The sequence below is a fragment of the Streptomyces mangrovi genome, assembly GCF_900114215.1.
Lineage (GTDB): Bacteria > Actinomycetota > Actinomycetes > Streptomycetales > Streptomycetaceae > Streptomyces > Streptomyces barkulensis.
The window spans coordinates 239002-256962 of sequence record NZ_FOSG01000006.1 but is presented as its reverse complement, the minus strand read 5'-3'; the positions used below and the strand labels follow the sequence as shown (position 1 = coordinate 256962).

At 74.6% G+C, this 17961-nt stretch carries 19 protein-coding genes and 1 riboswitch; of the genes, 11 read left to right on the top strand and 8 right to left on the bottom strand.

The genetic code is table 11. The features are described from left to right. Nucleotides 1–114: 114 nt before the first annotated feature. The 5 genes from BM237_RS29260 (at nucleotide 115) to BM237_RS11240 (ending at nucleotide 5351) form a co-directional block, all read left to right on the top strand. Nucleotides 115–273, top strand: a complete 159-nt coding sequence (locus BM237_RS29260) for a hypothetical protein (protein WP_165869445.1) — start codon at nucleotides 115–117, stop codon at nucleotides 271–273. A 125-nt stretch (nucleotides 274–398) separates the two neighbouring features. Next, nucleotides 399–971 (top strand): GNAT family N-acetyltransferase, encoded by a 573-nt coding sequence (locus tag BM237_RS11255; RefSeq protein WP_093849428.1) that lies wholly within the window; start codon nucleotides 399–401, stop codon nucleotides 969–971. Nucleotides 972–1310: 339 nt separating this feature from the next. Continuing rightward, entirely contained in the window at nucleotides 1311–3380 is a 2070-nt protein-coding gene (locus BM237_RS11250; protein WP_093849509.1) for a neutral/alkaline ceramidase, read from the top strand. Between the two features lie 71 nt (nucleotides 3381–3451). Next, nucleotides 3452–4396 carry an AraC family transcriptional regulator gene (locus BM237_RS11245; protein ID WP_245793548.1) on the top strand — a complete coding sequence of 315 codons (945 nt, stop codon included), beginning with the start codon at nucleotides 3452–3454 and terminating at the stop codon, nucleotides 4394–4396. A gap of 91 nt (nucleotides 4397–4487) precedes the next feature. After that, nucleotides 4488–5351, top strand: coding sequence for a dioxygenase family protein (locus tag BM237_RS11240; protein ID WP_093849427.1), 864 nt, complete (start codon nucleotides 4488–4490; stop codon nucleotides 5349–5351). 93 nt (nucleotides 5352–5444) lie between these two features. Here the strand turns inward: BM237_RS11240 and BM237_RS11235 are convergent, their stop codons facing one another. Together BM237_RS11235 and BM237_RS11230 are read right to left on the bottom strand one after the other, a co-directional pair. Further along, entirely contained in the window at nucleotides 5445–6080 is a 636-nt protein-coding gene (locus BM237_RS11235) for a hypothetical protein (protein WP_093849426.1), read from the bottom strand. Nucleotides 6081–6220: 140 nt separating this feature from the next. Continuing rightward, nucleotides 6221–7087, bottom strand: coding sequence for an SCO6745 family protein (locus BM237_RS11230; protein WP_093849425.1), 867 nt, complete (start codon nucleotides 7085–7087; stop codon nucleotides 6221–6223). Between the two features lie 103 nt (nucleotides 7088–7190). Between BM237_RS11230 and BM237_RS11225 the strand changes: the two genes are divergently transcribed. Further along, entirely contained in the window at nucleotides 7191–7769 is a 579-nt protein-coding gene (locus BM237_RS11225; protein ID WP_093849424.1) for a TetR/AcrR family transcriptional regulator, read from the top strand. A 387-nt stretch (nucleotides 7770–8156) separates the two neighbouring features. After that, nucleotides 8157–8312, top strand: coding sequence for a hypothetical protein (locus BM237_RS29255; protein WP_158238998.1), 156 nt, complete (start codon nucleotides 8157–8159; stop codon nucleotides 8310–8312). A 37-nt stretch (nucleotides 8313–8349) separates the two neighbouring features. Here the strand turns inward: BM237_RS29255 and BM237_RS11220 are convergent, their stop codons facing one another. Then, a complete protein-coding gene (locus tag BM237_RS11220) occupies nucleotides 8350–9450 on the bottom strand; it encodes a LysR family transcriptional regulator (RefSeq protein ID WP_245793547.1) in 1101 nt (366 codons plus the stop codon). Between the two features lie 315 nt (nucleotides 9451–9765). On the opposite strand from BM237_RS11220, the gene snpA reads away from it, so the two are divergent. Beyond that, a complete protein-coding gene (gene snpA / locus BM237_RS11215) occupies nucleotides 9766–10422 on the top strand; it encodes a snapalysin (RefSeq protein ID WP_093849422.1) in 657 nt (218 codons plus the stop codon). 220 nt (nucleotides 10423–10642) lie between these two features. Here the strand turns inward: snpA and BM237_RS11210 are convergent, their stop codons facing one another. The 4 genes from BM237_RS11210 to BM237_RS11195 form a co-directional block, all read right to left on the bottom strand. Beyond that, nucleotides 10643–11653 carry a zinc-binding dehydrogenase gene (locus BM237_RS11210; protein WP_093849421.1) on the bottom strand — a complete coding sequence of 337 codons (1011 nt, stop codon included), beginning with the start codon at nucleotides 11651–11653 and terminating at the stop codon, nucleotides 10643–10645. A gap of 88 nt (nucleotides 11654–11741) precedes the next feature. Then, nucleotides 11742–12791 carry a glutathione S-transferase family protein gene (locus tag BM237_RS11205; RefSeq protein ID WP_093849420.1) on the bottom strand — a complete coding sequence of 350 codons (1050 nt, stop codon included), beginning with the start codon at nucleotides 12789–12791 and terminating at the stop codon, nucleotides 11742–11744. A 193-nt stretch (nucleotides 12792–12984) separates the two neighbouring features. Then, on the bottom strand, nucleotides 12985–13686 hold the full coding sequence (locus BM237_RS11200; RefSeq protein WP_093849419.1) for an FMN reductase: 702 nt from the start codon (nucleotides 13684–13686) through the stop codon (nucleotides 12985–12987). An 85-nt stretch (nucleotides 13687–13771) separates the two neighbouring features. Continuing rightward, complete coding sequence (locus tag BM237_RS11195; protein WP_093849418.1) at nucleotides 13772–14893, bottom strand: LLM class flavin-dependent oxidoreductase; 1122 nt, start codon at nucleotides 14891–14893, stop codon at nucleotides 13772–13774. Between the two features lie 218 nt (nucleotides 14894–15111). On the opposite strand from BM237_RS11195, the gene BM237_RS11190 reads away from it, so the two are divergent. Beyond that, nucleotides 15112–15300: a hypothetical protein gene (locus BM237_RS11190; RefSeq protein WP_093849417.1), complete on the top strand. Its 189-nt coding sequence runs from the start codon at nucleotides 15112–15114 to the stop codon at nucleotides 15298–15300. Nucleotides 15301–15357: 57 nt separating this feature from the next. Here the strand turns inward: BM237_RS11190 and BM237_RS11185 are convergent, their stop codons facing one another. Further along, a complete protein-coding gene (locus BM237_RS11185; protein ID WP_093849416.1) occupies nucleotides 15358–15672 on the bottom strand; it encodes a DMT family transporter in 315 nt (104 codons plus the stop codon). Between the two features lie 40 nt (nucleotides 15673–15712). After that, nucleotides 15713–15776: riboswitch (guanidine-III (ykkC-III) riboswitch) on the bottom strand. A 108-nt stretch (nucleotides 15777–15884) separates the two neighbouring features. On the opposite strand from BM237_RS11185, the gene BM237_RS11180 reads away from it, so the two are divergent. Next, complete coding sequence (locus tag BM237_RS11180; RefSeq protein ID WP_175540969.1) at nucleotides 15885–17189, top strand: endonuclease Q family protein; 1305 nt, start codon at nucleotides 15885–15887, stop codon at nucleotides 17187–17189. A gap of 107 nt (nucleotides 17190–17296) precedes the next feature. Then, entirely contained in the window at nucleotides 17297–17959 is a 663-nt protein-coding gene (locus BM237_RS11175; RefSeq protein WP_093849415.1) for a dienelactone hydrolase family protein, read from the top strand. The last annotated feature ends 2 nt before the right edge of the window (nucleotides 17960–17961 follow it).

The window sequence follows — 17961 nt, the reverse complement described above, 5'->3', positions numbered from 1 at the left end:
CCCGGGGAGGGCCCGTACATCACCCGCGCCCGCCGGGGTAGGAGGCGAAGAGGACAACCGAGCGCAAAGGGTGCGGCTCGCCGCGGCGGGCACCCGTGAACAGCTGGAGGAACCGTGCCGGGCATTCTGAGCAAGATCGCCATGTTCGCCCGAACCCCGCAGGGTCGCCGTCTGACCCGGCAGGCCAAGAGGGCGGCCTCCGACCCCAGGAAGCGGGCCCAGGCCAAGCAGGCCCTGAGCAGGCTGCGCGGCCGGGGGCAGGGGCGCCACTGAGGCGCGCCGCCCCTGCCCGGCCCGCCGGCCCCGGGTACGGCTTCACCCCCGAGCACCCCCGAGCACCGCCGCCCGCCGCCGTGGAGAGACGGCGGCGGGCGGCGGTGTGCTGCCAGGATGGGCGCATGACCGGTATCAGGATCGGGGACGGCGGTGGTTTCGGCGGGATCACCCTCGTCCACACGGCGGATCTGGACGCCTCCGTACGCGCTGCGGCCCGGTCCCTGCTCGACGAGGTGTTCGAGGGGGACATGACCGACCAGGACTGGGAGCACGCCCTGGGCGGTGTGCACGCGCTGGCCTGGGACGGTCCGGAGCTGGTGGGCCACGCCTCGCTGGTGCAGCGGCGGCTGCTGCACGGCGGCCGGGCGCTGCGCGCCGGCTATGTGGAGGGTGTGGGGGTCCGCTCCGACCGGCGCGGGCGCGGGTACGGGGCGGCGCTGATGGGGTCACTGGAGCGGGTGGTGCGCGGCGCGTACGACCTGGGGGCGCTGGCCTCCACCGACGAGGCGCTGGGTTTCTACGCGGCGCGCGGCTGGCTGCTGTGGCGGGGGCCCGTCTCGGCGCTCACTCCCTCGGGCGCCGTGCGTACGGAGGAGGACGACGGGTGCGTCCACGTGCTGCCGGTGGCGGGCGGTGCGGAGCTGGACGCCTCCGGTGAGCTGGTCTGCGACTGGCGCGAGGGCGATCTCTGGTAGTCGGCCGGCTCCGCCGGCGGGGCCGGGCGCCCGGCGTGGCGCGGTGTCGGGGCGGGCCCGCAGGAGGCGCGGCGGCCTCCCGCCGGGGCGCTCGGGGGCGTCGCGGCCGTTTCGGCGGCGATCCCGCGCAGACGGATTGTCTGCGGATGCCATGGGTGTCATGCTCACAACGCCTGTCGGTAAACCGGCGGTAACCCCCTACTGCACCGTGAGGAGCCGCACGTGAGCGATCCCCGAACCCAGCGGCGCACACCGCCCGGCACCACCTCGGACGCACCGGCCGCCCAGGACGCCTCGGACGCCCCCGCCCGCGCACCGGGCAGCAGCCGCCGCGGCGTCCTGCGCGCCGCCGCCGCGACGGCCGGGCTCGGCATCGCCGGGCTCCCCACGGCCGCGGCCCACGCCGCCGATGACACCACCGCCGCCCGTACCGCCGCCGGGCAGGCCGATGCCGCGGGGACCGGCTCCTATCTGGTGGGGCGCGGCATCGCGGACGCCACCGGCGAGGTGGCCGAGGTCGGCATGATGGGCTACGGGCGCACCGACCAGCAGGCCCAGGGCCTGCACAACCGGCTGCGGGCCCGCGCCTTCGTCATCGCCGACCGGGCCGGGGACGGGAGCGCCGGGGAGCGGGTGGCCCTCGTCGTGGTCGACTCCCCCATGATCTTCTCCAGCGTGCACCAGGCGGTGCTGCGCGCCCTGGACGAGCGGTACGGCGGCCTCTACAACGCCCGCAACACCATGATCACCGCCACCCACACCCACGCCGGTCCGGGCGGCTACTCCCACCACCTGCTCTACAACATCACCACGCTCGGCTTCCACGCCAAGACCTTCGACGCGGTCGTGCGCGGCATCGTGGAGGCCGTGGGCCGGGCCCACGCCGATCTGGCGCCTTCCGAACTGTCGCTCTCCCGGGGGGAGTTGCGCGGAGCCAGCGTCAACCGCTCCCGTACCGCCTTCGACCGCAACCCGGCCGACGTCAAAGCCCACTTCCCCGACGCGATCGACCCGCTCACCACGCTGCTGCGGATCGAGCGGCAGGGGCGGCTGGTGGGCGCGGTCAACTGGTTCGCCACCCACTGCACCAGCATGTCCGGCGACAACCGGCTCATCAGCGCGGACAACAAGGGATACGCCGCCTACCACTGGGAGCGGGAGGTGGCGGGCGCGGACTACCTGGCCGACGGCGCGCCCGAGGTGATCGCCGCCTTCGCGCAGACCAACGCCGGTGACATGTCCCCCAACCTCGACCTGGAGCCGCCGACCACGCCGGAGGACTTCGAGCACACCCGGGCCAACGGTCTGCGCCAGTACCGGGCCGCCGCACGGCAGTTGGAGCGGCCCGGCACCCGGCTGTCGGGCGGCGTGGACTCCCGGCTGGTGTACGTGGACCTCTCGGACGTCACCGTGGGGCCGGAGTTCACCGGCGACGGGCGCACCCACAGGACGGCCAAACCGGCCGTCGGCGCGGCCATGGCGGCGGGCAGCACGGAGGACGGGCCGGCCTTCCCCGGCTTCTCCGAGGGCGAGAACCCCTTCTGGGACGCCATCTCCCACTCAGTGGTCTACACCGTCTCGCCGGAGCTGCGCGACGCCCACGCGCCCAAGGCGATCGCCGTGCCCATCGGGGAGATGAACCGGGTCTACCCCTGGGTGCAGGAGATCGTCCCCGTGCAGCTGGTGCGGATCGGCCGGCTGTACCTGATCGGCGTCCCCGGCGAGGTCACCATCGCGGCGGGGCTGCGGCTGCGGCGCACCGTCGCGCAGGCCACCGGCGCGGATCTGGACGACGTGCTGGTGGCGGGCTACGCCAACTCCTACTTCCACTACCTGACCACCCCCGAGGAGTACGACGCCCAGCACTACGAGGGCGGCAGCACCCTCTTCGGCCGCTGGCAACTGCCCGCGATCCAGCAGGTCTCGGCACAGCTGGCCCGTGCGATGCGCGAGGGGCGGGCGCTGCCGACCGGCCCGGAGCCGCCCGACCTGTCCGCCGCGCCGCTCGCCCTCCAGCCGCCGATCGTGCTGGACGCCCCGCAGATCGGGCGCTCCTTCGGGGACGTGCTGAGCCAGCCGCGCGAGGGCTACCGGGCCGGCGAGCGGGTCACGGCGGTGTTCGCCGGCGCCCATCCCGGCAACGACCTGCACCGGGGCAGCACCTATCTGCGGGTGGAGCGGTACGAGGGCGGGGTGTGGCGCACGGTCGCCGACGACGGTGACTGGTCGACGGCCCTCCGCTGGGAGCGCGACGGGATCGCCGCCTCGAAGGTGACCGTCACCTGGGACGTGCCCGCCGACGCCACCCCCGGCCGCTACCGCGTCCGCTACCACGGCGACGCCAAGCCCCTGGTGGGCGGCGCCCGTTCCTTCTCCGGCACCACGCGCACGTTCACCGTGTCGGCCTGATCCTTCCCGGCGGCCGGGCGTCCCGCACTATGCTCCACCGGGCCGCCCGGCCCGCCGGGGAGGTGGGGTGAGTGACGTACGAGCCGGTACCGCTGCACCGGCTGGAGGTGCCCGCGCCGAACGCGCTGCCGTTCGCCATCGGCTCCTTCGACACCATCGGGCCGCTGTCGCGCGCCGGCTTCCCGCACCGGCACGTCTTCCACGAGGTCGTGTACGTCACCAGCGGCAGCGGCACGCACGTGGTGGACGCGGTGCCGTGGCCGCTGAGCCCGCCGAACCTCTGCGCGGTCGCTCCCGGTCAGGTGCACCACTGGCGCGGGGTCTCGGGCCTGAACGGCTGGGTGGTGCTGTTCACCGACGACTTCCTGCTGGAGCACCCGGAGGACCGCGAGACGCTGCGGGGGCTGCGGGAGCGGCCGTGGCTGCGGCCGCCGCGCGACGAGGCGGTGCGGCTCTCGGCGCTGCTGCGGGAGATGGACCGGGAGTACCGCGCCCGGGGCGAGGGATTCGCCTCCGTCCTCCAGTCCTATCTGCACGTCCTCCTCGTCCGCGCGAGCCGGCTGTCCGGCGGCGGCCCGCCCGCCGCCGCGGCCGGGCCGGAGGGCGGACGGGTGTCCAAGGCGGCCCGGGACTTCGGACGGCTGCTGGAGGAACCGGAGGCCGGACGGCTGTCGGTGCGCGAGTGCGCGGCACGGCTGGGGGTGTCGGCCGGCCATCTGAACGAGACGGTCAGGCGGGCCACCGGGCGCACCCCGGGACAGCTCCTGCGCCGGGCGCGGGTACTGGAGGCCAAGCGGCTGCTGACGGGGACGGGGATGACGGTGGGCCAGGTGGCCCGGCAGGCGGGCTTCTCCGATCCGGCGTACTTCTGCCGCTTCTTCCGCCGGGAGACCGGTGTCACCCCGGGCGCCTTCCGCAGCGGTGCCCGGGAGGGCGGCGGAACGGGCGCGGACGGCGGGACGGAGCGGGGCGGGACGGAGCGGGGCGGGACCGGAACGAATCACCACGACCGCTGAATCCTGTCCATCGCCTCCGCCCGGGCACCCGCATAGGTTCAGACCTGCTCGCGAAAGGTCCATACCACCTTCCCCGACAGCAGGAGAAACCGTGGAAGACCACACCACCCCCCGCCCCGGAGCCGGCTCCGAACCGGCCTCCGGGACCGGCTCCGGGCCGCGCCCCATCAGCCGCAAGAGCCTGCTCAAGGGGGCGCTGCTGGCCGCTCCCCTGCCGCTGCTCGTCGGCGGTGCGCCGGCCCTGGCCCGCAACCTGCGGCCGTCGTCCGCCGGCGAGCAGCTCCCGCTCACCCCGTACTGCGACGACGGGGACGACCCCACACCACCGCAGATGGAGGGCCCGTACTTCAAGCCGAACTCGCCGCGCCGCACCTCACTGGTCGACGCGGGCACCCAGGGCACACGGCTGACCGTCAGCGGGTACGTGTTCGGCCGGGCCTGCCAGCCGATCGCGGACGTACTGCTGGACTTCTGGCAGGCGGACGCGGGTGGCGCCTACGACAACACCGGCTACCGGTTCCGCGGCCACCAGTACACCGACGCACAGGGGGCGTTCGAACTCACCACGATCGTCCCCGGCCTGTATCCGGGCCGCACCCGGCACATCCACGTCAAGGCGCAGGCGCCGGGCCGTCCCGTGCTGACCACCCAGCTCTACTTCCCGGGCGAGCCGCGCAACGGCACCGACGCGATCTTCGACCCCGCGCTGCTGATGAACGTGCGGACGGTCGGCTCGGCGAAGGAGGCGACGTTCGACTTCGTCCTCGACGTCTCCCAGACGCCGCCGCCCACCCCGCCCCCGGACGGCCCCGGCGGCACCTGGCGCGCGGGGGTGAACTACGGGGCCGGTGACCGGGTTGAGTACGGCGGAGCCTCCTACACCTGCCTCCAGGCGCATCTGTCCCAGGCCGGCTGGGAGCCGCCGAACACCCCGGCCCTGTGGCGGCGGGCCTGACACCCGCCGCCTGATCCCCGCCTGCCGGGTCTCGTCGCCCGGGCCACGCCACCCGGGCCCGCCATCGAAATACGGTGGCGGGCCCGGGCGGGGTCAGTCGGCCGCCGCGGCCCCGGCCTGCGGGCCCCGGTGGGAGCCGAGGCAGGCCAGGAGTCCGTCGCGGTGCAGCCCGGCGACCGGCGCCATCAGGTCGGGGTGCCGCAGCAGGGGCGCGGCCTGCCGGTCGAGCCCGTCGGGCGCGGCCAGCCTGCGGAAGTCCACCGCCAGCCCCCGCGCGTGCTCGCTGCGCAGGGCACCGGCCACCGCCTCCTCCACCAGGTCCGGCGAGGTCAGCAGGCAGGCCGCCCAGCTGGCGAGGACCTCGTCCACCCAGGTGCGCCAGGCGCTCCCCGTCTCGCCGGGTTCGCGGGGCACGGGGATCCACGGCAGTCCGGCGGACGCGCCGTCGGGACCGTCGTGGCTGCCGGAGCTGTCGGGTTCGCCCGGGCCGGCCGGCTCCGGGGCCGCCGCGCCGGTGATCCGGTCCAGCCGCAGGGCGCCCCCCGGCCCGGCGACCGCCACCAGCGCGGCGTCCAGCGGCGTCGGATAGCGCAGCCAGGCCGCGACCGTGACCGCCTGGCGCGCCTGCGCCTCGGCCAGGGAGGCGCTGAGCACGCCGCCGGCGGTCGGGTAGGAGCGGACCAGCCACCGGGTGGTGGCGGCTATGACGGAGGAGAGATCAGCAGACACCTTGGTCCCGCATTTCGGAAGAGCGGATTCCGGTATTCGGTACCTCGATGGTAACGAGACCCGCCCGGACCGCCGGGGTGAGTTGCGCCACCGGACGTCCGCGGGATCCCGGCGCGGCGCGATCGCCGCACGGCGGGGTGTCAGACCTTCCCGATGCCGAGCGTGTTCTCGCGGGGCAGCATTCCCGAGCCGAGCACCTCCAGCCAGAGGGGGCCGAGGAGTTCGGCGAGGCGCGCGGTGTCCTCGGCTCCGAGGGCGCGCCAGGGTGCGGCGGCCAGTTCGTCGGTGCGGCGCTCGACCTCGGCGCGCAGGGCGCGGCCCGCATCGGTCGCGGCGCCGCCGGCGTCCAGCAGTCCCCGCGCGCGGAGCCGTTCGCGGGCATCCGCCCACTCGCGCTCGCTCCAGCCTCGGCTCGCGAAGACCCCGGCCGGCGCCGCGCCGATCGCGGCGAAGGAGACCAGCGCCTCCACCGGGTCGAGGTCCGCGGTCAGGAGGGCGGCGACATGGCCGTCACCGCGGTGCTCGCGCAGGATCGTCGCGGCCTGCCAGAGCACCAGATGCGGCTTCCGCGGCCAGGGCAGCTCGGCGTTGGCGGCGGCGAGCGGACGGCCCTCGGTGCGCGCGGCCTCGGCCGCCCGGCGGGCGAGCGCGGCGGCCTCGGCGAGATCGGGGGCGTTTGTCCGCTCGCCGACGAGCGCGCGGTACGTCCGGTCGACGCCGCGCATCCGGGCCGCGACCACCTCCTCCGGTGCGGCGACCTCCCAGGCGGCGGGGACGTGGACGGCGACCGCGCGCGGACTGAAGCTGTAGAACGCGGAGGCCACCTGTCGGGGGCCGGGGGCCCCCAGCGGTGCCGCCCGCAGGGCGAAGTAGCCCGGCCAGCGCTCGCCGGTGTCGTAACCGAGCGCCCCGACCTCCTCGAACACCTGCGGCGCGTAGTACAGGACGGCGTGCAGGGGCTCCAGGAGGTGCCACATCTGCCGTACGCGCCCGCCGTCTTCGCCCATGACCGCCCTCTTCCCACAACCCACGACCCAGCATCTTGACAGTGACTAGATTGCCTCCGGCGACCGGGCCTGTCAACGCGCGGACCGCGCTAGCCTGCCTGTCATGACCACCGGACGCGCCTACCACCACGGGGACCTGCGGCGGACCGTGCTCACCGCCGCCCTCGACGTCATCACCACCGAGGGACCGGCGGCCCTGTCCCTGCGCGACCTCGCCCGCCGCGCGGGCGTGTCCCACGCCGCGCCCGCACACCACTTCGGGGACCGCGCCGGCCTCCTCACCGCCATCGCGACCGAAGGCTACGGTCTGCTGGCCGCCGCCCTCGGCGAGACGGGGGACCTGCGGGACCTGGGCGTCCGGTACGTGCGCTTCGCCACCTCCCACCCGGCGCACTTCCAGACCATGTTCCGACCCGAACTCCTGCGCCCGGACGCCCCGGAACTCCTCGCGGCGCGCGAGCGGACGCGGAGCCGGCTGCGCACGGCGGTGGAGGGCTACGGGGAGGACCCGGCCATCGGCTTCATGGCGGCCTGGTCGCTGGCCCACGGCTTCGCGACGCTGCTGCTCTCCCGCAACCTGGACGACCCGCTGGACGGGCGGGACCCCGAGGAGGCCTTCCGGGCGCTGACGGGCGAGATGTTCCGGGCGACCGGAAGCCCGCCGCGGCGGACCGGCCGGTGAGCGCGGGGCGGGAGGCGTCACCGGGGCCCCGGGCGGCGCCCCGGATCCCGCGGGGGCGACGCCGGTTCGCGTGCCGCTCCGTCAACCGCGCCGCACGGCCGGGGACATGGGCGTGAAGATCCACGGTGCCCGGCGCGGCGCGCGGGAACGGACGCCGCGCCGGAAGGAGGAGGGCGGACGCGGGCACGGGGTCTCGCCACCGCTCCGCACGCCGGGCTACGGTGACGTGTGACAGCCGCGCCTTCGGTGGTGACCGCACCGGCGGCGCGGGCGGACCCGGCGGGACACGGCGGAAGGGGAACTGCCGTTGAACTGCACCACATGTGGAGCCACCGTCATCCAGGGCCCCGACGGGCGCTGGTCCTGCGGCAACTGCGGAGCGACCGGATGACCCCATCACACTCCGACGTCCCGGCGCCCGACGTGGCCGTGATGCACTGCGCGCAGTGCGGCTGGGCGGTCCAGGAGGGGCCGCGCGGCGGCTATGTGTGCACCCAGTGCTTCCACACCGTCGAGCCGCCGCTGGACTTCGGCAGGGGCTGATCCGGGGCCGCCCGCCCGCGTCCCGCCCGTGTACGCCTCAGCCGCCCCCGCGCGCCCGGGGCACGCCCGGCGCGGTGGTGTGCGGAGCGGGCCGCCGTGCGGCGCGGAGCCGGCCGGGCACCGCGGCCAGGACGTGCTCCGGCGGTCCGTCCGCGCCGGACGGCGCGGGGCCGCCCTCCGGCGGGGGGAGCAGCGGACTACCGTGACGCAGCAACCACCAGCGGTAGGCGGGGCTGGCCCAGGCGACCTCGGCGTAGGCGGCCATGAGGTCGGCGTGGAGACCGCCGACCTCCGCCGCCGACGGGCTGTCCGACCGGCAGGCCAGTAACAGCCGTACCGCCAGCGGGTCGTCGCGCAGCGGGCGGATGACCATTCCCTGGCGCTGCTGGGAGACGGGCTGGCACACGCTCACCGCCTCGCCCCCGGCGATCAGCGCCGCGGCGGTGGTGTTGTCGGGCACGTGGACCATGCGCGGGTTCAGTCCGGCGGTCGCGAAGGCGCGGCGCGTGGCGGCCCACTCCCCGTCCGCCGTGAAGTCGACGATCCACTGGTCGTCGGCGAGGTCGGCCATGTCGACCACCCGTCGGCCGGCCTGGGGGTGGGTCTGGGGCAGGGCGATGAACTGCGGTTCCCTGTCGATCAGGACGTGCTGTTCCACCCCCGGGGGGAAACGCAGCGGAAAGCCCTCCGGCTCGTGGACGAACGCCACGTCCACCTGCCCGTCGGCGACCGTCTGGAGCAGCGAGTTGGCCGAGACGTCGATATGGATCCCGGTCTCGGCACCGGGGTAGCGCTCCCGGAGCCTGCGCACCCATCCGGCCACGGCGCGGCTGGCCGTGCTGCCGATCCGCAGCCGCGCCCCTCCGGCCAGGGCCGCCGCGCTCCTCGCCTCGCTCACCAGGGCCGCCATCTCGGCGACGATCGGACGTGCGCGGCAGAGCACGGACCGCCCCAGGGCCGTGGGGCGGCTGCCCGTACGCTCCCGGGTGAACAGCCGTCCGCCGATGGCGTTCTCGATACGGCGCAGCTGCGTGGTCAGGGAGGGCTGGCTCATGCCCAGGCGCAGCGCCGCCTTGCGGACACTGCCGGCGTCGGCGATGGCGCACAGCACACGCAGATGCCTCACGTCGAGCTCCACCCCTGGAGGATAACGACGCCCCAACAGGCGGCACCAGCCGTCCAAACGGCACCGAAACGGCATGCCCGGCGTTCCCGGCGCACGACTTGGGCCGTCCCCGGCCGTTCCGGTGGTCCTCGGCGCGCCTCTTCCGGCCGGGGCCGAGCGGTGCGATCACGGGCGATAGCCCGGCACTATCGCCTGTTGGCATCATCCCGGCGGCGCGGAGGTCGAACACAATCCTGACTGACCGAAGTTCCTCCGCCGGACCCGGCCCCCACAGGTTCCGCATCAGGTTCCGCACCCGGGTTCACCGACGAGAAGGAGACCCCCCACATGAAGTTCTCCAGAGCCGCCCTGGCCGCGGCGCTCGGTCTGGGCACGGCCCTGAGCCTGACCGCGGTTCCGGCCTCCGCGGCCCCCTCCCAGGCCGACCGGCTCCCCGCCTCGGTCGCCGCCTACTCCGGCTCCGCCGCCGACCAGGCCAACACCAGGGCCTTCTTCGAGGCCGTGATGGAGTCCGCGCTGTCCAAGCAGCGGGCCACGGGCGCGCAGGCCGTCACGGTCGTCTACGACGCCAGCCGGGCGCCCTCGTTCGCCACCGAGATATCCCGCAGCGCACAGATCTGGAACTCCTCGGTCAGCAACGTGCGCCTGGTCTCGGGCAGCAACGCCGACTTCCGGTACTACGAGGGCAACGACTCGCGCGGCTCCTACGCCAGCACCGACGGCCGCGGCAACGGCTACATCTTCCTGGACTACCGGCAGAACCAGGTCTACAACTCCACCCGCGTCACCTCGCACGAGACCGGCCATGTGCTGGGCCTGCGGGACAACTACTCCGGGCCGTGCAGCGAGCTGATGTCCGGCGGCGGCCCCGGCCCGTCCTGCACCAACGCCTACCCCAACTCCGCCGAGCGCAGCCGGGTCAACCAGATCTGGGCGTACGGCCTGAGCGCCTTCCAGAAGGAGTCCACCGCCAAGGCCCGCTGACGACAGGGCGGTTCTTCGGTGAGCCGGCTCACCGGAGGGCCGCCGACCGGCGCGGCCGCCCGCCGGCCCGGCGTTTTCTCCCCCCACGGACGCCGGTCCGGCGGCCCCACTCCGGCGCCGGGCAGGAGAGACGAGACCCTGCCCGGCGCCGGCGCCCATCTTTCGCACGACCCGTGCCGCCGCCCCGCCGCCGCCTCAACGACGCCTCAACGGTGCCGCGTCACGGGCGCAGGATCAGCCGGACCGGGTTGCCCTCCTTGCGCAGCAGCCGGTCCACCGCCTCCCGCGCCTCCGCCAGCGGCAGCACCCCGCTGACCGACCGCGAGAAGTCCAGCCGGTGCCGCCGCACCAGTTCGACGAGCTGCACCACATGCTCGTCGGACGAGCCGTAGTGGCCCAGCACCTGCTGCTGGAAGTAGCTGAAGGCGGTGCCGTCGGTGATGGTCAGCGGCTGGTCGGTGAGCCCCACCAGCACCAGCCTGCCGCCCGGTCCCAGGCAACGCACCGCCTGCTCCCGCACCGCCGGCACCCCGGCGAAGTCGAAGGCGAAGGCCAGCCCGGCCCCGCCGGTCTCCCCCCGCACCCGGGCCGGCAGCTCGGGGTCGTCCGGGGGGAAGACCAGGTCGGCACCGAAGGCCAGGGCCCGCTCGCGCGCCTCGGGCAGGGGGTCGACCGCGATGATCGGCGCGGCGCCCACCAGGCGCAGCAGTTGCACACCGTGCACGCCCAGACCGCCCGCGCCCCAGACGCCGGCCGGGCGCGCGGGCTCGGTGCGGGCGGTGGCGGTGATGGCGGCCCACGGGGTGGACACCGCGTCCGGGATGATCGCGGCCTGCTCGAAGGGCAGCTCGTCCGGGATCTCCACCAGCGTCGACCCGGTCGCCACCGCGTACTCGGCCCAGCCGCCGTCGTAGTCCACGCCGCGGGTCCACACCACCCCGTCCCGCTCCTCCCCGGCCTGGAGCAGGACGCGCTGCCCCGGCCGCCACCGGGTCACGCCCGCGCCCGGTTCGGCGACGACGCCCGCGACCTCGTGGCCGAGGGTGACGGTGTCCCCGGACAGGTACAGCGGGGTGAGCGTGCCGTCGATCAGGTGCACGTCCGACAGGCAGACCCCCGCGGCCTCCACCTTGACCAGCGCCTCCCCCGGCCCCGGGCGCGGGGTGGGCACCTCCTCCACCGAGAAGGCGCGCGTCTTCACGTCCAGCCGTCCGGCGAGCACGGTGACCACCCGTTTCCCACATCGGTGCCTGCGATCGTCCTGAGTCCCCGCCGCAGTACCCGCACAGGCCCCGGGGAACCCGGCCAGGCGCCCGGTTTCACGCCCCGCCGACGCCACTTCCGGATCCGGCGCCGGTCCGGCCCGGGGCGGGGATCTCCTCCGCCGCGGGCGGCGGGCCGGGCGGGGTCCCGTCGCCGAAGGGCCGCCCGCCCAGCTCCTCGCGGTGGTGCGGGGTCAGCCACCCGGACGGGTCCGGGCCCAGCGGCACGATCTGGGTGGGGTTGATGTCGGTGTGCACCTGGTAGTAGTGGCGCTTGATGTGGTCGAAGTCGACCGTGTCGCCGAAGCCGGGGGTCTGGAAGAGGTCGCGGGCGTAGGCCCACAGCACCGGGTCCTCGGTCAGCTTGTTGCGGTTGCACTTGAAGTGGTTGTGGTAGACCGCGTCGAAGCGCACCAGGGTGGTGAACAGCCGCACGTCGGCCTCGGTGATGGTGTCCCCCACCAGGTAACGGCGGCCGGCCAGGCGCTCGGAGAGCCGGTCCCAGCAGGCGAAGAGGTCGCGGTAGGCGCGTTCGTAGGCCCGCTCGCTCTTGGCGAACCCGGCCAGGTACACGCCGTTGTTCAGATTGCGGTAGACGTCCTCCATCACCGCGTCGATCTCGTCGCGCAGCGGCTCGGGGTACAGGTCGGGCGCGCCGTCGCGGTGCAGCGCGGTCCACTCGGTGGCCAGGTCGAGCGTGATGCGCGGATAGTCGTTGGTGACGAGCGCGCCGCTGGGGACGTCGACGACCGCCGGAACGCTGATGCCGCCGTCGTAGCCGGGCTCGCGGGCGGCGTACGCCTCGCCGAGGAAGGCGATGCCCAGCACCGGGTCCCGGCCGTCCGGGTCCAGGGTGAAGCGCCAGCTCCGCTCGTCCTGCAGGGGGTCGGTGACCGCCAGGGAGATCGCGTCCTCCAGGCCGAGCAGCCGCCGCACCACCAGGGCCCGGCTCGCCCAGGGACAGGCCCGGCTGACCACCAGCCGGTACCGTCCGGCCTCGACCGGCCAGCCGTCGGCGCCGTCGGCCGTGATGCGGTCGGTGAAGTGGCTCGGGGACCTCTTGTACTCGGCTGTCGTGCTGCCGGGGTTGCCGACGCTGGTCGTCATGGGGGCTGTCTTCCTCTCGGGCGCCTGGGGCTCGGGCACCCCGGCCGTCCGGTTCGCCGACTCGCCGGCTCTCGGTTCACCGGCTCCCGGGCGACGGGGCGCGGGAACCGGACGCCTACCCGCTTCCGCGCCCCGGCACCCGTACGCCCGGCGGCCCCGCCCGCCTCCTCGGGGCCGCCGGGGCGCGGGCGGATCAGTCCAGACCGAGGGCGGCCAGGTGCCGGGCGAAGGGGACGACGGTCTCCGTCCGCCCGCTCCCGTCGGCCACGCCGGCCGTCTCGGTCGCGTCGGTCGCGTCGTTGACGTCGTCCGTACCCGCCGCGGCGGCCCTCGCGGCGGGCCTCGGCCGGACCCCGGCCAATTCCGCCAGCTCCTCCCCCGCCCGCTCGATGCGGGCCGACAGCTCGCCCACCCTCTCGTCCACACCGCCCCAGTCCTCGGAGGCGGCGTAGACGGCGGTGGGGACGGTGACCGCCCGCAGGTAGGCGAACATCGGGCGCATGGCGTGCTCGATGACCAGGGAGTGCCGCGGCGTGCCGCCGGTCGCGGCCATCAGGACCGGCTTGCCGTGCAGCGCGGTGTTGTCGATGACGTCGAAGAAGGACTTGAACAGGCCGCTGTAGGAGGCGGTGAAGACGGGGGTGACCGCTATCAGGCCGTCCGCCCCCGTCACCGCCCCGACCGCCTCGGCCAGGGCGGGACCGGGGAAGCCGGTGACCAGGTTGTGGGCGATGTCGGTGGCCAGGTCGCGCAGTTCCACCACCCGTACCTCCACCGGGCGCTCCCCGCCCTCCAGATGCCGCCGGACCGCCTGCGCCAGCCGGTCGGCGAGCAGGCGGGTGGAGGAGGGGCGGCCGAGACCGGCGGAGACGGCCGTGATCCGGATGGGTTCCATGGTTGTGCTCCTACGAGTCCTGTACGGGGGCGTCCGGTGTGCCCGGCGGGGTCCGGAAGGGGTGCGGTGGCCGTGCCAGGCCGTGTCAGGCCGTGGCGCCGGGGGCCGCGGCTTCCGCTCCCGCCTCGGCCCCCGTCTCACGGCGGGCGAGGAGGGAGGCGTGCGTGGGGGCGTCCGGCACCTGCGCGGGACGCCTGGCGGCGAACTCCTCGCGCAGCACGGGCACGACCTCCTCGCCGAGCATGTCGATCTGCTCCAGCACCGTCTTCAGCGGCAGCCCGGCGTGGTCCATCAGGAAGAGCTGGCGCTGGTAGTCGCCGGCGTAGTCGCGGAAGGCGAGGGTCTTCTCGACGACCTGCTGCGGGCTGCCCACCGTCAGCGGGGTCTGCTCGGTGAACTCCTCCAGCGACGGCCCGTGTCCGTAGACGGGCGCGTTGTCGAAGTAGGGGCGGAACTCGCGGACGGCGTCCTGGGAGTTGCGCCGCATGAACACCTGGCCGCCGAGGCCGACGATCGCCTGCTCGGCGGTGCCGTGGCCGTAGTGGGCGTAGCGCTCCCGGTACAGGGAGACCATGCGCTGGGTGTGCTCCTTGTTCCAGAAGATGTTGTTGTGGAAGAAGCCGTCGCCGTAGTAGGCGGCCTGCTCGGCGATCTCCGGGGAGCGGATGGAGCCGTGCCAGACGAACGGCGGGGCGCCGTCGAGCGGACGCGGGGTGGAGGTGAAGCCCTGCAGGGGGGTGCGGAAGCGGCCCTGCCAGTCCACCACGTCCTCGCGCCACAGCTTGTGCAGCAGCGCGTAGTTCTCGATCGCCAGCGGGATGCCCTGACGGATGTCCTGCCCGAACCAGGGATAGACCGGTCCGGTGTTGCCCCGTCCCAGCATCACGTCCACGCGCCCGTCGGCCAGGTGCTGGAGCATCGCGAAGTCCTCCGCGATCTTGACCGGGTCGTTGGTGGTGATCAGGGTGGTGGAGGTGGACAGGATCAGGCGCTCGGTGCGGGCGGCGATCCAGCCGAGCATGGTCGTCGGCGAGGAGGGCACGAAGGGCGGGTTGTGGTGCTCGCCGGTGGCGAAGACGTCCAGGCCCACCTCCTCGGCCTTGAGCGCGATGGCGACCATGGCCTTGATGCGTTCGTGCTCGGTGGGCGTCCGGCCCGTGGTCGGGTCCGGGGTGACGTCGCCCACGGTGAAGATTCCGAACTGCACTGCGCTCACATCCCGATGGTTGATTGTTCAATTACTTTACCGAACAGCCGGGCTTCCCTCCCTATTCCGGCTCCCCCCTCCCGCTGCTCCCCACCCGGCAGGCATGGACACCCGGGAGCGGGGAACCGCGTAGCGCGCAAAGCCCACAACGGGCTGCTCGTACAGCCCACACGTACGGCCCGCACGGGCAGCCCGTACGAGGCAGGGAGCGAGGCACCATGTTCAAACGCCGCCACAAGGAAGAGCAGCACGAGAAGGACAGGCGACTCAGGCAGGTCGCCAGGGAGCACGTCCGCCATCTGTCCGGCGAGACCGCCAAGGGGCGGGTCGATCCGGCCACGACCGGGCGCGCCGGGCGCACCTGGCGGAAGAAGGGCTCCACCGGCAAGGACGACACATCCCGCTGAGGACCGCTCCGGACCGTCGCGGTGGGTCCCGGCCCGCCCGGCCGGGACCCACCGCGCTCACTCCAGGATCTTCAGGCCCACGACACCGGCGACGATCAGCACCAGGCAGAGCACACGCCCGGCGGAGACGGGATCGCCCAGCGCGACCATCCCGTACAGCGCCGTGCACACGGCCCCGATCCCGACCCACACCGCGTACCCGGTGCCGATGGGGATGCCGCGCATCGCGTAGGCCAGGCCGCCCATGCTGAGGGCGAGGGCGACGACGAACAGCACACTGGGCCTGAGCCGGGTCAGGCCCTGCGACGCCGAGAGCGCCGCGGCCCACACCGCCTCCAGGAGCCCCGATACGACCAGTACGACCCACGCCATGACGTGACCTCCGCAGATGATGCCGCTTTGCTGCGTATGACCTGCGCCGTCTTGTCCTGCCGGGTACGACGCGCTCGTCCGGGGCGCGGGGGCGCCACGGCCAACCTAGCACCGGCCCGCACCGCGCCCGGCCCGCGGCCCCGTCCGCGCCCCTGCGCACCCCCTGGGCGCCTTCCGTCATGCCGCCGCGCTTCCCGGGCACGCGTGGATACATGCGCTACTACGCCGACCTGCACGTGCACTCCCGGTACAGCAGGGCGTGCAGCCGCAACAGCGATCTGCCTCACCTGGCCTGGTGGGCGCGGCGCAAGGGCATCACCGTGCTGGGCACCGGCGACTTCCTCCACCCCGTGTGGGCAAAGGCGCTGCGCGAGTCGCTGGTGCCCGCGGAGCCGGGACTGTTCCGGCTGCGCGACGACCTCGACCGCGAGGTGCTGGAGGACCTGCCACCGGTCTGCCGCGGCCCGCTGCGCTTCCTGCTCCAGGTGGAGGTCGCCACCAACTACCGGCGCGGCGGCCGGGGCCGCAGGATCCACCACCTGTGCTACGCGCCGGACTTCGACGCGGCCGGGCGCCTGGCCCGCACCCTGTCCCCGTACGGCGACCTCGCCTCGGACGGGCGGCCGGCCCTGGCGGTGGACTCCCGCGACCTGCTGGAGGCCGTCCTGTCCTGCGGCGAGGGCGCCTACCTGGTCCCCGCGCACGCCTGGACGCCCTGGTTCGGCGTCCTCGGCTCGAAGTCCGGCTTCGACGGCGTGGACGAGTGCTACGGCGACCTGGCCGGCCACGTCTTCGCCCTGGAGACGGGTCTGTCCTCGGATCCGGAGATGAACTGGCGGGTCTCCTCGCTGGACCGCCTGCGGCTGGTCAGCCACTCGGACGCGCACTCCCCGCCCGTCCTGGGCCGCAACGCCACCGTGTTCAACACCGAGGTGGACTACTTCGCGATCCGCCGCGCCCTGGAGACCGGCCAGGGGTACGCCGGCACCGTGGACCTGTACCCGGAGGCGGGCAAGTACCACCTGGACGGGCACCGCGCCTGCGGGGTGCGGCTGGAACCGGCCGAGACCAGGGCGCGCGGCGGCAGGTGCCCGGTGTGCGGCAGGAAACCGACCGTCGGTGTGCTCCACCGGGTCGAGGAGCTGGCCGACCGCACCCCCGGGCGGAGGCCGTCCACCGGCGGCGAGGCCCTGAAGATCGTCCCGCTGCCGGAGATCGCGGGCGAGGTCCTCGGGGTCGGGCCGAAGACCAGGACCGTCGAACGCGCCCTGGAGAGCCTGACCGCCGCACTGGGACCCGAGCTGCCGCTGCTGCTCCAGATGCCGGTGGACCGGGTGCGCCAGGCGGGCGAGCCGGAGACGGCCGAGGCGATCGAGCGGCTGCGCGCCCACCGGGTACGGCGCGAGTCCGGCTACGACGGCCGGTACGGCTCGATCTCGCTGTTCGGCCCCGAGGACGCCGGGGAGACCGGGCAGCCGCGAGAAGAACGGGAGCCGGCGGGCGGAGCGCGCCGGTAGGGCGCGGGGACCCGCCGGGGGCGCGCCGCCCCGCTCCCGGACGCATACCGCCGCGGCCGGCGGGTACCCCGGCGGCGCACCGATCCCCACAGCACGGGAGGCGGCCGATGATTCCCCGGACACCGAGGATCCCGACCGACGCAGGAGCCGCCCTGACCGGGGACCTCACCGTGCCCGACGGGGCCCGCGGCGTCGTGGCCTTCGCCCACGGCAGCGGCAGCTCCCGGCACAGCCCGCGCAACCGGGCGGTGGCCGGGGTCCTGCGGGACGCCGGACTGGGCACGCTGCTGTTCGACCTGCTCACCGAGGACGAGGAGCGGACGGACACGGTCACCGCCGAGTACCGCTTCGACATCCCCCTCCTCGCGCGTCGCCTGGCGGCGGCCGTCGACTGGCTCGGCGGCCGCCCGGACACCGCCCGGCTGCCGATCGGCCTGTTCGGGGCCAGCACCGGCGCCGCCGCGGCCCTGGTGGCCGCGGCCGAGCAGCCCGGTCGGGTGCGGGCCGTGGTCTCCCGGGGCGGCAGGCCCGACCTCGCGGGCGGTGCCCTGGACCGGGTCTCCGCGCCCGTCCTGCTGATCGTCGGCGGCGAGGACCACGAGGTGCTGCGGCTGAACGAGCAGGCGGCCTCACGGCTGTCGGCCCCGTGCACGGTGCACGTGGTGCCCGACGCCACCCATCTGTTCGAGGAGCCCGGCACCCTCGACCGGGCCGCCGCCGCGGCCCGCGACTGGTTCGTCCGGATGACCCGGGAGACGGTGCCCCGGTGACC

Excerpts from the sequence above, each read along its gene's own strand:
- BM237_RS11205 (WP_093849420.1), bottom strand. The coding sequence starts at position 12,791 with ATGACGACCAGCGTCGGCAACCCCGGCAGCACGACAGCCGAGTACAAG.
- BM237_RS11180 (WP_175540969.1), top strand. The coding sequence starts at position 15,885 with ATGCGCTACTACGCCGACCTGCACGTGCACTCCCGGTACAGCAGGGCG.
- BM237_RS11225 (WP_093849424.1), top strand. The coding sequence starts at position 7,191 with ATGACCACCGGACGCGCCTACCACCACGGGGACCTGCGGCGGACCGTG.
- BM237_RS11190 (WP_093849417.1), top strand. The coding sequence starts at position 15,112 with ATGTTCAAACGCCGCCACAAGGAAGAGCAGCACGAGAAGGACAGGCGA.
- BM237_RS11255 (WP_093849428.1), top strand. The coding sequence starts at position 399 with ATGACCGGTATCAGGATCGGGGACGGCGGTGGTTTCGGCGGGATCACC.
- BM237_RS29255 (WP_158238998.1), top strand. The coding sequence starts at position 8,157 with ATGACCCCATCACACTCCGACGTCCCGGCGCCCGACGTGGCCGTGATG.
- BM237_RS11230 (WP_093849425.1), bottom strand. The coding sequence starts at position 7,087 with ATGGGCGAAGACGGCGGGCGCGTACGGCAGATGTGGCACCTCCTGGAG.
- BM237_RS11185 (WP_093849416.1), bottom strand. The coding sequence starts at position 15,672 with ATGGCGTGGGTCGTACTGGTCGTATCGGGGCTCCTGGAGGCGGTGTGG.
- BM237_RS11200 (WP_093849419.1), bottom strand. The coding sequence starts at position 13,686 with ATGGAACCCATCCGGATCACGGCCGTCTCCGCCGGTCTCGGCCGCCCC.
- BM237_RS11175 (WP_093849415.1), top strand. The coding sequence starts at position 17,297 with ATGATTCCCCGGACACCGAGGATCCCGACCGACGCAGGAGCCGCCCTG.
- snpA (WP_093849422.1), top strand. The coding sequence starts at position 9,766 with ATGAAGTTCTCCAGAGCCGCCCTGGCCGCGGCGCTCGGTCTGGGCACG.